The organism is Kribbella sp. NBC_00382, assembly GCF_036067295.1.
GTDB lineage: Bacteria > Actinomycetota > Actinomycetes > Propionibacteriales > Kribbellaceae > Kribbella.
This window is the reverse complement of sequence record NZ_CP107954.1, coordinates 3,407,266-3,421,261: the sequence shown is the minus strand read 5'-3', so window position 1 is coordinate 3,421,261 and position 13,996 is coordinate 3,407,266. Positions and strand designations below refer to the sequence as shown.

Sequence of the window (13,996 nt, the reverse complement as noted above, 5' to 3'; positions counted from 1 at the left end):
TCCTTGAGCGTGCGCGTATCTGTGGAGAAGACTCCGGCCTGGGTCATCTGTGTGGTGACCGGTGTTCCGTTCGGGGCTGCGATGGGGTTCATCAGCAGGAGCGACGGGGACAGCCTCAGAGGTGCTGCGATCTCCGGCGCGGTCGTCGGGTTGGCCTTCGGGATCGCGATGGCTTTCACCCTACGGCGGCAGCTGCAGCATTTGGTGCGGGCGGTAGGGCCGGACACCTCACGAGTTGACCGGCGAGCCGCGGGGCGTGCCTTGCGGAGAGGACCTGTTCCGGCTGATCCGAACGTGCGTGCTGCGGCGATCCGGCTGGCCAGGCATCAGCTGGAGCTCCTTGGCCGCTGGCGGCTGCGGTCGGTGATCATCTGGAGCCTTCTCCTGGCCATCAGCATCGTCGGTATCTTCGACGGCTCGCGCTGGCGCATTGCGTTGGTGGCGCTCTACCTGTTCCTGCTCGGTTATCAGGTCATCCGGCCGAGGATGCTGCGGTCGCGGCTTGAGGAGTTAACTCAGGGATTCGAGGAGGATGGTTCTTAGGAGGCTGGCGGGGCTGCGGGGGCCGGCGTCGGAGCGGATGGCTAGGTAGCCGGTGTTGAGAGGTGGGAGTTCGGGGTCGGCTAGTAGGCGGAGTCGGCCGGCTTTGAGGTCGGGCTCACAGAGGTACAGGGGTAGGACGCTTGCGCCGGCGCCAGCGAGCACGGCCGCCAGGACGCCGCGGAGGTCCGGTACTACGAGAGCGACGCTTCTAGTCAGGCGTACTCCGAAGACGCTTCGCCAGTAGCGGCGGAGGATGGGGGCCTCCTCCGCGTAGGCCACCAAGGGGATGTGGCGCAGCTGGTCGGGCGCGCTCACCGGAGTACCGGAGTACCAGCGGGGCGCGGCCACCAGGGCGAAGGTTTCGTCGTAGAGCGGCGTCACCTGTACGCCGGGGCGGCGCGGGCGGACCGAGCTGATGACGACGTCCAGCGAGCGGTCCAGCAACCCGGCAAGCAGCTCGTCCGGAAGGCCGAAGCGGGTACGCAGGACAAGGCCATCTGCGAGGCGGCCAGCCAGCGCGGGCAGTACCTGATGACTGATGTAGTCGGCCGGGCCGCCGAGGTGGACCGTCGCGGCGACCGGTTCGTCCAGCTCGTCGACCACCAGGCCTTGGAGCGTGTCGATCGGGTCGGCGATCCGCCGGGCCAGCTCATCACCCGCGGCAGTCGCCAGTACGCCGCGCGCCCGCCGCTCGAACAACGGCCGCCCGACCGCCGTCTCCAGCGCCTGGAGATGCGCCGTCACGGTCGGCTGCGACAACCCCAGCTGCTCCGCGCCCGCCGTGATCGACCCGGCCCGGTGGATCGCCAGGAAGCTCCGCAGCAGGTCGAGCGAGATCGTCACATCAGGAATCCTATGCCTGACCCATCGAATGCCTATTGGTCTCCGATGGGTCGCCCGGCAATGATGGACCACATGACACGCGTACTGATTGCCCTCACCAGCCACTCCCAGCTCGGCGACACCGGCCGGAGTACTGGTTTCTATGCCGGCGAGGCAGCCGAGCCGTGGACCGTCTTCAAGAACGCCGGCTACGACGTCGACCTGGTCTCGGTCGCCGGTGGCAAGCCGCCGGTCGACGGCGCCGACGAGGCCGACCCGGACCAGAAGCAGTTCTTCGCCGAGGCGGACGTCGAGCACACCAAGACGGCCGCCGAGCTGACCGCCACCGACTACGACGCGATCTTCTACGCGGGCGGGCACGGCGCGATGTGGGACTTCCCCGGCGCCAAGGAGCTGGCCTCGCTCGCGGCCGGGATCTACGAGAACGGCGGCGTCGTCGCGGCGGTCTGCCACGGCCCGGCCGGGCTGGTCGAGCTCAAGCTCTCCGACGGCAGCTACCTGATCGACGGCAAGAACGTCGCCGGCTTCACCAACTCCGAGGAGAACGCGGTCGGCCTCACCGAGGTCGTCCCGTTCCTGCTCGCCGACGAGCTGACCGCCCGCGGCGCGATCCACCACCCGGCCGCCGACTTCACCGACCAGGTCGTCACCGACGGCCGCCTGGTCACCGGGCAGAACCCGGCGTCAGCGCGCAGTACGGCGACTGCTGTGACAGCAGTACTCGACAAGAACTAAGGCAGTAGGTAGACGCCGGGGTCCGCGGGCGCCCCGGCGTCGAGCCAGCGCTGGAAGCCGTCGGGGTTGCGCCGCTCGAACTCGTCCAGGCAGATCCGGCGTACCTCGGCGACAGCCTGCCGATCCCGCGGCCCGGCCCCCTGCGCGAGCGTCGTGGTCGTTTCGCCCCAGACCCCGCACAGCTCCTCGATCGTGAGCGGGCACTGGAGCGAGGCGATCAGCTTCTCGTCCTCGAGGTGCTCCGCATGCGTCAGCTTCATCAGTCCCCCGTACTCCGCGTCGCGGCGCCGTCGACCCAACCGCCCGCCGCCCAGCCGCCGACGCCGGGGCCGCCGCTCGCGACGGGTGTCCGGCAGCGCGAGGTCGACCAGCACGAAGATGACCGCCGCGATCATCGCGATCACGAACCCGAGCGCACCCCAGCTGAGCAACCGGATCAGCCCCGGCACCGCGAGCACAGCGCCGGCAGCCGCGGCCGCGACGAGCAGCGGGGACTGGTACGGGGTCTCGTCGGCGAGGTACTTGATCACCGCCGCCAGCGGCCAGATCAGCGCGAGCACCACGGCGAGCAGGATCGACGAGGCCAGCGGGCCGAGCATGATCACACCGGCCAGCAGTCCGGACGTGCCGATCCCGACGCCGGCCGCCACCGCCGTACGCCGAAGCCAGAGGGGTACGCGCATCTCGCCTCACACAGAGAAAACAACCTGTTCTCTCAACGATTTACCGCGTGGATCGGTTCCGGTCCAGCATGAAACGATGCCCGAAATGACGAGCATCCTGATTCGGACCCGCACGGCGGCCGACCTCGAAGACTGTGTCCGGCTCCTCGCGGAGGTCCACAAGACCGCCGGTTATCCGCTGAACTGGCCGGCCGATCCCGGTGGGTGGCTGTCCCCCGAGGAGGCGCTGGGTAGCTGGGTGCTCACGCTCGACGGCGAGATCGCGGGGCATCTGATCGTCACCGCCGAGAGGTCGGACACGGCCTTGGTTGAGCGCTTGTTCGTGGATCCCCGGCGGACCCGAGCGGGGCTCGGGCGGCAACTGCTGGAGTACGCGACCGGCTTCGCCGCTGAGCAGGGCCGGCAGCTGATTCTGGATGTGGTGAACAGCCGGCACGGAGCGGTCGAGTTCTATCAGCGGGCCGGTTGGCGGGAGATCGGGCGGATCCCGATCAGCTGGGGCGGCGAGCTGGCCTCGGAGATGATCCGGTTCGAGGCGCCTGCCAGGGCGTGAACGCGCCCGACCTGTGGGCAGGGCTGTGGTTTCTGCTGACTTCACGGATCATGTTGCTGGTGAGGATCTACCTGTGACCGCCGTCGACGAGCTCTTCGCCGACCGGGTCCGCGCGCTCAAACCGGTCCCCTGCGAGCATCCGGCCGAGGTACTGCTCAGCCTGTACGACGCTCAGCTCGGCAGCCGTCACGCCGACCTGGCCGCCCGCTGGCTCCAGTCCCAGGGGCACGGGTACTACACGATCGGCTCGGCCGGGCACGAGGGCAACGCGGCCGTCGCGGCGGCTCTCGAGCCGACTGACCCCGCGCTGCTGCATTACCGGTCGGGGGCGTTCTACCTGGCGCGCGCGGCGCAGTACCGGGACAAGGACGGGCTGCGGGACATCCTGCTCGGCGTCGCGGCGGCGACCAGCGAGCCGATCTCGGGCGGCCGGCACAAGGTGTTCGGGCGGCACGACCTGGCGATCATCCCGCAGACGTCGACGATCGCCTCGCACCTGCCGCGCGCGATGGGGGTCGCCTTCTCGATCGCGCGGGCGGCGAAGCTCGGCGTACCGTCGCCGTGGCCGGCCGATGCCGTGGTGGTGGCCAGCTTCGGCGACGCCTCGGCGAACCACTCGACCGCGACCGGCGCGATCAACGCTGCGCTGCACGCGTCGTACCAGGGCATCCCGATGCCGTTGCTGCTCGTCTGCGAGGACAACGGGATCGGGATCAGCGTGCGCACCCCGGATGGCTGGATCAAGCAGGCGTACGGGCAACGGCACGGCCTCCGGTATTTCGATGCCGACGGCACCGATCTCGCCGCGACGTTGACGATGGCAACGGAGGCGGCGACCTTCGTACGACGGAATCGGCGGCCGGCGTTCCTGCGGTTGCGGACGGTTCGGCTGATGGGCCACGCCGGGTCAGACGTCGAAGCGGCCTACCGGACTCCGGCCGAGCTGCTCGCCGACGAGGAACTCGATCCACTGCTCGGTACTGCGCGCTTGCTGCTGGCAACTGGTTACGACGCCGACGACATCATCGAGCTCTACGAGAACAAGCGTGCCGAGGTACTCGGGATCGCGCGCGAAGTGGCCGGCCTTCCGCAACTGTCATCGGCCGCTGCCGTGGCCGCGCCGCTGGCCCTGCCGGACAAGGCGATCGTCGAGGAGTCGTTGCCTCGTCGCTCTGTGGGCGCTGAATTGCTGACGCTCAGCCAGTCGATCAATCGGGCGCTCGGTGATGTGCTTGCGTCGTACCCGGAAGCGTTGGCGTTCGGTGAGGACATCGCTCGTAAGGGTGGGGTCTATGGGGTCACCCGCGGGTTGCAGAAGTCCTACGGGGCCGCTCGGGTGTTCGACACGTTGCTTGATGAGCAGTCGATTCTCGGGCTGGCGCTGGGGGCCGGGGTGTCGGGGTTGTTGCCGTTGCCGGAGATTCAATATCTGGCGTATCTACACAATGCCGAGGATCAGTTGCGGGGTGAGGCGGCCTCACTGAAGTTCTTCTCGCAAGGGCAGTACCGCAATCCGATGGTGCTGCGGATCGCTGGGTATGGGTATCAGAAGGGGTTTGGTGGGCACTTCCACAACGACGATGCGATCGGGGTGCTGCGGGATATCCCGGGGTTGGTGATCGCGTCGCCGTCGCGGCCGGATGACGCCGCGGCGATGTTGCACACGTGCGCGGCGGCGGCTCGGGCGGAGGGCACGGTGTCGGTGTTCCTGGAGCCGATCGCCTTGTACCACCGGCGCGATCTGCAGGTGGATGGCGACGACCAGTGGCTGGCGCCGTATCCGACGGCGCATGTGCCGATCGGGCGCGGGCGGACGTACGGGGAAGGCCGCGACCTCACCATCGTCACCTTCGGCAACGGCCTCCCGATGAGCCTCCGCGTCGCCGCCCGGCTCCCCGGGGTCCGCGTCCTGGACCTCCGCTGGCTGGCGCCCCTACCCGTGGAAGATCTATTGCGCGAAGCAACAACCACTGGCCGGGTCCTGGTCGTCGACGAGACCCGCCGCTCCGGCGGCGTCTCCGAAGGCATCCTCGCCACCCTCATCGACGCCGGCTACACGGGTGCGTTGGCCCGAGTAACCAGCGAAGACTCCTTCGTCCCCTTGGGCAACGCAGCCCGCCAGGTCCTCCTCAGCGAAGAAACAATCGAGTCCGCCGCCCGCAAGCTCCTCCAGCCCTAGCCCGCCATTTCAGGGGTTAACCGCCGAAATGGTGGGTTGTCACCCGTGGTTCAGGGGTGGCAACCCACAAGGTGAGGGGTTAACCCCCGAAATTGCGCGGATGGGGAGGCGCATACGGGGCGCCTTTGCGGCGGGCCGGGTGCCGGGGGGTGCGGGTTAGCTGAAGATGCGTTGCCAGATGCTGCGCTTCGGCTGCGGGGGTGGTTCGGATTCGCGGGCTTTGGCTCGGGCTGCTTGGCGGGCCTCGTGACCTTTGTGCCATTCGGCGAGCATTTCGTCTTCGTCGACGGGCCCGACAGGGACGACTACGCCGGTGGCGTCGCGGATCTGGATCAGGATGCGGCGATTGAGGTCCTGGAGGTAGTCGCGGGCCTCGGCTTCAGTGCGTAGTACCGCGAGCTTGTCCTGCAGCGCCTGCTTCTCCTTGCGGAGTTGCACCGACGGTGGGAGCAGGGCGTCGGTCTCGATCTTCTCCCGGCGGATGAAGTCCTTCACCCACCAGTCCGGATCGTGCGGGTCCGCGAGCTTGGCCAGCGGCTTGCCCGTGCCGGCCAGATCGTCGAACTCACCGCGCGCCTGCGCCTGCTTGATCTGCGCCTCGACCCAGTCCTGGGTCTTCATCCCGGGCGGTTTGCGCTCCGTCATGTACGCCTCCAGTCAACTCCGACTTGGTTGCTGTACGACGGAGTTTACCGGCTTGTGATTACGTTCACAAGCCTCACCCCTTCGGCACCGTCCGATCGGCCCAGAGCTCCGGCAACGGGATCGGGACCCGCCACATCCGGGTGCCCGGCTCGACCAGCCCGTGCCGGGTCGCCACGATCCGCATCAACCTCAGCGGCCCGGCGATGAACACGATCGCCAGCGGAAGCTCGATCACCAGCGCGCTGAGCACAGCCTGGATCAGGTCTGCCCCCGGCTGACTCGTCATCACGTCGAACCAGGCGTCACAGATCAGCAGGACGCCGGACGCGAACGCCGTCGGGAACACGAGCTGCCGACGCCGCCAACCCGCGATCGCGGTAGCCGTCAGCATCACCATCAGCAGAATGTCGAAGCCGACCCAGGTCGCCACCCAGTGCCGGGCGACGTACCGGCTCGGCAGCGTGACGCCCAGGTACACGGTCCACGGCACCAGCACCGCGACGCAGAGCACCAGGAGCAGCAGCCGCCACTTCCGGAGCCGCTGAAGCATCCGCCGCTGCGGAACCAGCGGCGACTCAGGCAACAGCCGCCGGATCAACTCCCGCCGCTCCGTCGGCGACATCCCGGCGATCTCTTCATCACTCAGACTCACCCCAGCACTCTCACACGCCATCCCCACCCAGTCCCCTCCGCCACCCGACCCCAACCCCGCACTTTGTGCACGACCTGAGCATTTCCCGGGCACCGATTCACTCAGGTGGAGCACAAAGTGGCCCACGGGCCCGCTGAGGGCGCGGCAGCGGGGCGGGGGCGGCGGGCGCGGGCGGCGGGCGGGGGCGGCGGGGCGCGGGGGCGGCGGGGTGGGCGCGCGGGGTGGGGTTGGCAAGTGGGGCGGGATGGCTGAGGGTGGGGGGCACCGGAAGCGTCGAGCGAGAGGACCCACCTGTGTCGTCTGTGATCTTGTCCGTGGTCAACGGGGAGCGGGTGCAGGGGCCGGTACGGACCGCGCCGTCGACCAATCCGGCGGATACCGCCGACGTGGTCGGCACCATCGGGTCCGCCGGGCCGGAGGTGTTCGTCCGGGCCGCTCAGGCAGCGAAGGACGCACAGCCGGGGTGGGCGGCACTCCCCGCGCCGCAGCGTGGTCAGGTGATCGCGAACGTCGGCCGGCTGATGACCGCCAACAAGGACCGGCTCGCCGCGCTCGTCACCCGGGAGATCGGCAAGCCGCTCGCGGAGGCGCTCGGCGAGGTGCAGGAGATCATCGACACCTGCGACTTCTTCATCGGCGAGGGCCGCCGGCTCTACGGCCAGACCGTGCCGTCGGAGATGCCCGACAAGCAGCTGTTCACCTTCCGCCGCCCGGTCGGCGCGGTCGCGGTCATCTCGGCCGGCAACTTCCCGGTCGCGGTCCCGTCCTGGTACATCGTGCCCGCGCTGCTCTGCGGCAACACGGTCGTCTGGAAGCCGGCGGAGTACTCCGCGGTCGTCTCCGAGGCGTTCTACGAGATCTTCGCGCATTCCGGCGTACCGGCCGGGGTCTTCAATCTCGTGTACGCCGATGGGCCGGACACCTTCACCGGGCTGGAGCAGTCGTTGCAGGCCGGGCTGATCGACAAGGTCGGCTTCACCGGGTCGAGCGAGGTCGGTACTCGGATCGGCGAACTCTGCGGCCGCCATCTCCAGACGCCCTGCCTCGAGCTCGGCGGCAAGAACCCGATGGTGATCACCGAGGACGCGGAACTCGACCTGGCCGTCGAAGGCGCCCTCTTCTCCGGCTTCGGTACTGCGGGCCAGCGCTGCACCTCACTGGGAACGGTGATCGTGCACGAGTCGGTGCACGACGAGTTCGTGACCCGTTTCAGCAAAGCCGTCCGGGAGGCCGCGATGGGCGACCCGACCCAGGACGTGCTGTTCGGGCCGTTGCTGGACGAGAAGTTCGCCGCCGGATTCGAGAAGTCGCTCGGCTGGATCAGCGCCCACCACACCGTGATCGGCTCCACCGGCCGGGTCGGCGCGGACAATCCGCGCGAGGGCTTCGTCGGCGATCCCGCCAAGGGCCTGTTCTACCACCCGGTGATCGTCGACCAGGTCCAGCCGGACGACGAGTTGTTCCTGAACGAGACGTTCGGGCCGATCGTCGGCATCACGACGTACCGGACCCTCGACGAAGCGATTGCTCTGGGCAACAAGTCTGGGTACGGGCTGTCCAGCTCGATCTACACCACCGATCCGAACAAGGCGTTCCGGTTCGCCCAGGGCATCTCGGCGGGCATGGTCAGCGTCAACAACTCGACCTCCGGCGCCGAGGCGCATCTGCCGTTCGGCGGCAACGGCAAGTCGGGCAACGGCTCGCGGCAGAGCGGAATCTGGGTGCTCGACCAGTTCACCCGCTGGCAGTCGCTGAACTGGGACTACTCCGGCAAGCTGCAGAGAGCACAGATGGACACCGTCACGGTTGAGGCGGACTACGACTTCTTGCTGCCGTAATGCTGCCGGCACGCGCTGAGGTCGTCATCGTCGGCGGCGGGGTGATGGGCACGAGTATCGCCTTTCACCTCGCCGAGGCCGGTATCACCGACGTCCTGCTGCTGGAGCAGCACGAGCTCGGGTCGGGGTCGACCTCGAAGGCGGCCGGTGGCATCCGGGCGAACTTCTCCGACGAGCTGAACATCGCGCTCGGCGCGCGCAGCCTGGAGGCGTTCGCCCGGTTCGGCCAGCGGCCCGGGCAGGAGATCGACCTGCATCAGGTCGGCTACCTGTTCCTGCTCTCCACAAACGAGCAGGTCGAGCTGTTCGAGGAGAGCACCCGGCTGCAGAACGCGGCCGGCCAGCCGACCCGGATGCTCGACGTCGACGAGGCGGTCCGGCTCGCGCCGATCCTCTCGCCCGACGGCCTGGTCGCCGCCTGTTTCTCCCCCAACGACGGGCACTGTACGCCGGAGTCCGTCGTACTCGGCTACGCCACCGCTGCCCGCAGACTCGGCGCCCGGCTGGTCACCAACTGCGAGGTCACCGGGATCGATGCGGTCGGCAACGAGATCCGCGCGGTCCGGACGAGCCGCGGCACGGTCGCCACGTCGACCGTCATCTGCGCGGCCGGCGCCTGGTCCGCACCACTCGCGGCGATGGTCGGCGTTGACCTCCCGGTGACACCGTTGCGTCGTCAGATCGTCGTGACAGAAGCGATTCCCGGCCTGCCACGCGACATGCCGATGACCATCGACTTCAGCAGCACCTTCTACTTCCACGGCGAAGGTCCCGGCCTCCTGGTCGGCATGTCCGACCCCGAGGAAGAACCCGGCTTCCACCTCAACCGCACCGATTCCTGGCTCCCCCGACTGACAGCCGCCATGGAGCAAAGAGCGCCGTCACTACTGGACGCAGGCCTGGCCAGCGGCTGGGCCGGCCTGTACGAGAACACCCCCGACCACAACGCCCTGATCGGCGAGTCCCCCGACATCAGCCGTTTCCTCTACGCCACCGGCTTCTCCGGCCACGGCTTCCTCCAAGGCCCAGCGATCGGCGAGATCATCCGAGACCTGTACCTCGCCCGCCAACCCTTCGTGGACATCTCTCCACTCGACGCCACCCGCTTCCAGACCTCGGGCCTGCGCGCCGAACAGAACATCGTCTAGAGGCGCTTCCCGACGCGGTAGTCGAGCAGGACCAGGCGGTCGTCGACGGTTTCGGTGCCGACCAGGTCCAGCGTCACGTCGGGGAGGCCCGCGAAGACCGGACCTTCGCCGGTACTGCCGTGCAGCGTCGGGAAGACCATCACCCGGACGCGGTCGACCAGGTCGTGCTCGAACAGGCTGCGGATCAGCGTGGCACTACCGATCGTGCGCATCGGCAGGTCATCGAGCGCCTTCAACTCGGGGATCGCGGTCTCGATCGGCTCGCTGATCACCGTCGTGTTCGGCCAACTGAGCGGTGCGGTCAGCGTCTTGGAGAAGACCACCTTGGGCAGCTCGGCCATCCGCGCGAAGCTCGGATCCTCGTCCTGCTGAACGATCTCGGCCATCGTCCGGTACGTCGTGGCACCCATCACCATGACGTGCTCGGTCGCGAGTTGCCGCTCGATCCACGCGTCCAGTCCCGGGCCGCCATACCCCCAGTACGGTGCCGACTGCGGCCCGCCGCCGCCGTACCCGTCCAGGGTGCTGAACATGTCGACCGTCAGTTCCCGCATCACAAGCCTCCTCGCTGACCCACCGCCTCGGCCCCAGCGCGGCATCTCAGGCCATGCTTGCGCGTCCCGTCGACACGGTCACGCCAAGGCGAGTCGCCCGAGGACTCAGGGACCGTCGGAGTCGGGCCAGTTGTCCGGGTCGCACCAGGCGGCGTCGTAGCCCTGGGCGGTGCAGTACGCCTGGATGATCTCTTCGCGGGTCGGCCGCCGGCTCGGGGTGTGGCGGGTCGGCTTGGCCGTCGTCGGTTTGGTGGTCGGCGGCTTCGTCGGCGTCGGGTTGCTGTCCTCGCGTTGACGCTTCTTCGTCGTCGTCTTCGTCTTGGTGGGCGTCGGAGTCGTCGGCGGCCGGGTCGTCTTCACGACCGGCGGCGGCGCGGAGGTCTCGGCCGTCGTGGTCGTCTTCGGCGGAGTGCTCGGCTGCACCGACGGCGTCGTACTGCGATCGTCGGGCGCCGGCAGCGCCTGTGAGTCCGACGGTCCGCCGTCGAACAACCCGATCGCGGACAACGCCCAGAAGTTCACCGCCAGGAACAGCACCAGGCCGACAGAGCCCAGCGCCACCACCCGCTGCGAGGGACCGCCGTACCGGCCGACGGGGCCGCGGACAGCGTTGCCCTTGCCGTCGATCCAGAACTTCCAGTCGTCGGGCGCGGCCGGCCAGGACGGGTCGGGACGCCAGGTCTTGGGTGGCATCCAGCTACGGCGGGGCGGCGTCGGCCAGGTCGGCGGTACTACGAACCGCTTCACTCAATCCTCCACGTCGCCGACTGAAAACCCGCCCCAGGCTAGACGATCGCCAGGCTCAACCAACGGCCCGGTCCGCGATCCACCTCGGCCCGTACGTCTCCCCAACGACACAACCCGTCGACAAGCTACTACCCGATCGGCATGTCGCCTTTATTTCTCCGGCTTCGCCGCGCGGACCGCCTCAGCGGACGCCAGGTCGCCCCGCGCCTCGAGCGAGGAAACCACCCCGTCGATATCGGCGCCGGACCGGTTCTGGCTGAGTTTCGCCTTCGCCTCGATCCGGCTGATCACCAGCTCGACGCCTACGATCGCGCGCAACTGCCCGCTGACATACGCCTCCGGCGCATCGTCCACCGACCACTGCTCGGCGAACTGGGCCTCGTGCTTCTCGGTCAGCCGCCGGACGAGCCCATCCAGCCATGCCGGATCGTCGTGAATCACCAGCTCGCCATAGACGTGGGCTATCACGTAGTTCCAGGTCGGTACGACCCGCCCGTTCTCCTGTTTCGAGGCATACGCCGAGGGCGAGATGTACGCGTCCGGCCCGGTGATGATGGCCAGCGCCTCCCCTAGTACCGGCGTCTTCCACTGCGGGTTGTTGCGCGCGAGATGCCCGAGCAACGCGCCCTGCTCACCGACGGAGGGGTCGTAGATGAACGGCAACAACGTCGCCAGCAGGCCGTCCGCAGTACTGGTGATCAGGTCGCCGGCGCCATGACCCACCAGCAGATCCCGTACTGCGGACTCGTCCGCCGCGAAATGCTTGGGAACGTACATCTACTTGGCAATCAACTTGCTGGCCTGATCGAGCATGTCAGTGGCGAACCGCTCGCTGAAGCCAGCCGCGAATCCGGTCAGCCCGAAGACAGCCACCGAACCGGGAGTGCTCACAGCGGCTCCACCGGCCAAAGCCCCGGCCAGCAAGGTGAAGTAGGCCAGCGACCCGAAGATCGCGCCCACCCCCGGCCGGAACGCGCCGAGCATCGTGCGTTGCCAGCGGGACGAACTGTGGTCGATCACGAGCGACCCCTTGGACATCCGCTGGATCACGCTGATCGTCGCGCCGAGCGCCGACATCGCGATCGCCGCGACCAACGCCGACGGCACCAGCGAGCTGCGCCACCAGGCATTGGCGGCCAGGCCGAACAGGATGACCAGCAGGAACGTCGGTACGATCCCGCCGAGCACACCCTGGAAGTACTCGAGCCGCGCCTGCCGTTGCAGCAGCACCTCGACCCGCGCCTTCACCACCGAGACCTCGTTCTTCGCGGCCGCGATCGACGCCGCGACCTCCTCGGGAGTCCCACCGCCGGCGACCAGGTCGGCCGCGACCATCACCCGGGTCAGCCCGGAGTACGCGTGGTCGGTCGCCTCCTCGAGCTGCTGCACGACGCCCTTGCCCTGCAGGCCGTAGAGCGCTTCCTTCGCGACCACCTTGCAGGCGATCTCCGAATCCACCAGCTCGGGCGGCGGCGAGTTGAGGATCGAGTAGACCGCGCGGTCCTTGGCCAGCAGGCAACCGCCGACCACCTCGCTGCAGTAGTACTCCTTCTCGATTCCGCCATGCGCTTCACTGAACTTCTGCGACAGCGCTGGGATCAACCAGTTGCCCGCATCGCAGGCCAGCTGATCGGTCGATGCCGCGAGCTGGTGCGCCTGGACGAGGTGCCGGAACGTCGCGGGTCCGTTGGTGGCCGCCTGGTAGAGATCGGGATAGCGCGCGGCCGCCTGCTCACCGGCGCCATCCGTCGGTACGGACGCCAGCGCGGGCGCGGTTTCGTTGAAGGCCTCGGGCGCGGGCAGCGGCTCGGGCGGCAGCGAGTTCATGCGCCTACCGTACGGCGGGCGGACCGCTCGTGTCGCGGATCTGCAGCGTCATCGGCAGGTACAACGGCTCGTCGTCGTAGTCGTTGACCAGCAACCGTTCCAGCATCTCCCCGGCCCGTCGCCCGCACTCGTCCCGCGGTACCGACGCGGTGGTCAGATTCGAGTGCGCGACCCGATCCAGCGAGATGTCGTCGAACCCGATCACCGACAGCTCATCCGGTACGCCGACGCCCAGCTCCCGCAGTCGCGCGATCGCCCCGAGCGCGACGAGATCGTTGTAGGCCAGTACCGCCGTCGCGTCCGATTTGAGCACCGCCGCGACCGCGTCGTACCCGGCCTGGCTGGTGGACCCGCCGCACTCGACCACCGTCACCTCAAGCCCGAATGCTCGGGCGGCCTCGAAGGCGCGGACACGCTCGTCGTTGCCCCATGAGGCCGGCGGTCCGCCCAGATACGCCGCCCGTCGGTGCCCGAGCTGCGCGAGATGTCCACAGACCTGGGTCATCCCAGCGGTGAAGTCGACCGAGATGGACGGCACTCGCGCACCGGCGACCACCCGGTTGAACAGCACCATCGGATGGTCGCGGCCGAGCAGCTCGACCAGCTCTGCGCGTGGCATCCGTGGCGAGGCGAGCAGTACGCCGTCGCAGCAGCGCATCAGGTCCTCGACCAGCTCGTACTCGAGCGCGGGATCCTCGTCGGACTCCATCACCATCATCCGGCGGCCGTGGGCGCGGGCGACGGCCGAGACGGCCTTGAGTACCTCAGGGAAGTACGGGTTCGCGAGGTCCGGGACGAGGACGCCGATGGTGCCCCACTCGCCGCGGGCCAGACCTTGGGCGGCGGCGTTCGGGCGGTAGCCGAGCTCGCGGACGGCGTCGTGCACGCGCTCGACGAGCTGCGGATCGACCTTGGCGGTGCCGTTCAGGACGCGCGAGACGGTCGCGGCCGAGACGTTGGCCGCCGTACTGACGTCGCTGATCGTGATCCGCGGGGCGCGGCCCGGGCGGTTCTGCACGCAACCCTCCTTCGAGAAAACGCTTGCACAG

The 13,996-nt window shown here is 68.6% G+C and carries 15 protein-coding genes; 6 read left to right on the top strand and 9 right to left on the bottom strand.

What is annotated here, in order from left to right:
• Window positions 1-9 precede the first annotated feature (9 nt).
• Complete coding sequence (locus OHA70_RS16690) at window positions 10-543, top strand: hypothetical protein (protein ID WP_328333494.1); 534 nt, start codon at window positions 10-12, stop codon at window positions 541-543.
• On the opposite strand, the gene OHA70_RS16685 is transcribed toward OHA70_RS16690, so the two are convergent.
• On the bottom strand, window positions 511-1,386 hold the full coding sequence (locus tag OHA70_RS16685; protein WP_328333492.1) for a LysR family transcriptional regulator: 876 nt from the start codon (window positions 1,384-1,386) through the stop codon (window positions 511-513). The genes OHA70_RS16690 and OHA70_RS16685 overlap by 33 nt on opposite strands.
• A gap of 72 nt (window positions 1,387-1,458) precedes the next feature.
• Between OHA70_RS16685 and OHA70_RS16680 the strand changes: the two genes are divergently transcribed.
• Window positions 1,459-2,121 (top strand): type 1 glutamine amidotransferase domain-containing protein, encoded by a 663-nt coding sequence (locus tag OHA70_RS16680; RefSeq protein WP_328333490.1) that lies wholly within the window; start codon window positions 1,459-1,461, stop codon window positions 2,119-2,121.
• On the opposite strand, the gene OHA70_RS16675 is transcribed toward OHA70_RS16680, so the two are convergent.
• Window positions 2,118-2,804 (bottom strand): hypothetical protein, encoded by a 687-nt coding sequence (locus tag OHA70_RS16675; protein ID WP_328333488.1) that lies wholly within the window; start codon window positions 2,802-2,804, stop codon window positions 2,118-2,120. The genes OHA70_RS16680 and OHA70_RS16675 overlap by 4 nt on opposite strands.
• A gap of 85 nt (window positions 2,805-2,889) precedes the next feature.
• Here OHA70_RS16675 and OHA70_RS16670 point away from each other — a divergent pair, with 85 nt between their 5' ends.
• Window positions 2,890-3,357 (top strand): GNAT family N-acetyltransferase, encoded by a 468-nt coding sequence (locus tag OHA70_RS16670; protein WP_328333486.1) that lies wholly within the window; start codon window positions 2,890-2,892, stop codon window positions 3,355-3,357.
• A 73-nt stretch (window positions 3,358-3,430) separates the two neighbouring features.
• Window positions 3,431-5,536 carry a thiamine pyrophosphate-dependent enzyme gene (locus OHA70_RS16665; protein ID WP_328333484.1) on the top strand — a complete coding sequence of 702 codons (2,106 nt, stop codon included), beginning with the start codon at window positions 3,431-3,433 and terminating at the stop codon, window positions 5,534-5,536.
• A 156-nt stretch (window positions 5,537-5,692) separates the two neighbouring features.
• Here the strand turns inward: OHA70_RS16665 and OHA70_RS16660 are convergent, their stop codons facing one another.
• Window positions 5,693-6,181 (bottom strand): J-domain-containing protein, encoded by a 489-nt coding sequence (locus OHA70_RS16660; RefSeq protein ID WP_328333482.1) that lies wholly within the window; start codon window positions 6,179-6,181, stop codon window positions 5,693-5,695.
• 73 nt (window positions 6,182-6,254) lie between these two features.
• Entirely contained in the window at window positions 6,255-6,833 is a 579-nt protein-coding gene (locus tag OHA70_RS16655) for a hypothetical protein (protein ID WP_328333480.1), read from the bottom strand.
• Between the two features lie 293 nt (window positions 6,834-7,126).
• On the opposite strand from OHA70_RS16655, the gene OHA70_RS16650 reads away from it, so the two are divergent.
• Both OHA70_RS16650 and OHA70_RS16645 read left to right on the top strand, forming a co-directional pair.
• Window positions 7,127-8,671 (top strand): aldehyde dehydrogenase family protein, encoded by a 1,545-nt coding sequence (locus tag OHA70_RS16650; RefSeq protein ID WP_328333478.1) that lies wholly within the window; start codon window positions 7,127-7,129, stop codon window positions 8,669-8,671.
• A complete protein-coding gene (locus OHA70_RS16645) occupies window positions 8,671-9,819 on the top strand; it encodes an NAD(P)/FAD-dependent oxidoreductase (RefSeq protein WP_328333476.1) in 1,149 nt (382 codons plus the stop codon). The genes OHA70_RS16650 and OHA70_RS16645 overlap by 1 nt, the downstream gene beginning before the upstream one ends.
• Here the strand turns inward: OHA70_RS16645 and OHA70_RS16640 are convergent.
• The 5 genes from OHA70_RS16640 to OHA70_RS16620 all read right to left on the bottom strand — a co-directional run bounded on the left by OHA70_RS16640 (window position 9,816) and on the right by OHA70_RS16620 (window position 13,965).
• Window positions 9,816-10,373, bottom strand: a complete 558-nt coding sequence (locus OHA70_RS16640; RefSeq protein ID WP_328333474.1) for a dihydrofolate reductase family protein — start codon at window positions 10,371-10,373, stop codon at window positions 9,816-9,818. The genes OHA70_RS16645 and OHA70_RS16640 overlap by 4 nt on opposite strands.
• Window positions 10,374-10,478: 105 nt before the next feature.
• Entirely contained in the window at window positions 10,479-11,120 is a 642-nt protein-coding gene (locus OHA70_RS16635; protein ID WP_328333472.1) for a hypothetical protein, read from the bottom strand.
• A 150-nt stretch (window positions 11,121-11,270) separates the two neighbouring features.
• Window positions 11,271-11,897, bottom strand: a complete 627-nt coding sequence (locus tag OHA70_RS16630) for an FMN-binding negative transcriptional regulator (RefSeq protein ID WP_328333470.1) — start codon at window positions 11,895-11,897, stop codon at window positions 11,271-11,273.
• Window positions 11,898-12,947 (bottom strand): hypothetical protein, encoded by a 1,050-nt coding sequence (locus OHA70_RS16625; protein ID WP_328333468.1) that lies wholly within the window; start codon window positions 12,945-12,947, stop codon window positions 11,898-11,900.
• A 4-nt stretch (window positions 12,948-12,951) separates the two neighbouring features.
• The gene (locus OHA70_RS16620) at window positions 12,952-13,965 is read right to left on the bottom strand and encodes a LacI family DNA-binding transcriptional regulator (RefSeq protein ID WP_328333466.1); all 1,014 of its coding nucleotides are present in this window, start codon (window positions 13,963-13,965) and stop codon (window positions 12,952-12,954) included.
• Window positions 13,966-13,996 lie beyond the last annotated feature (31 nt).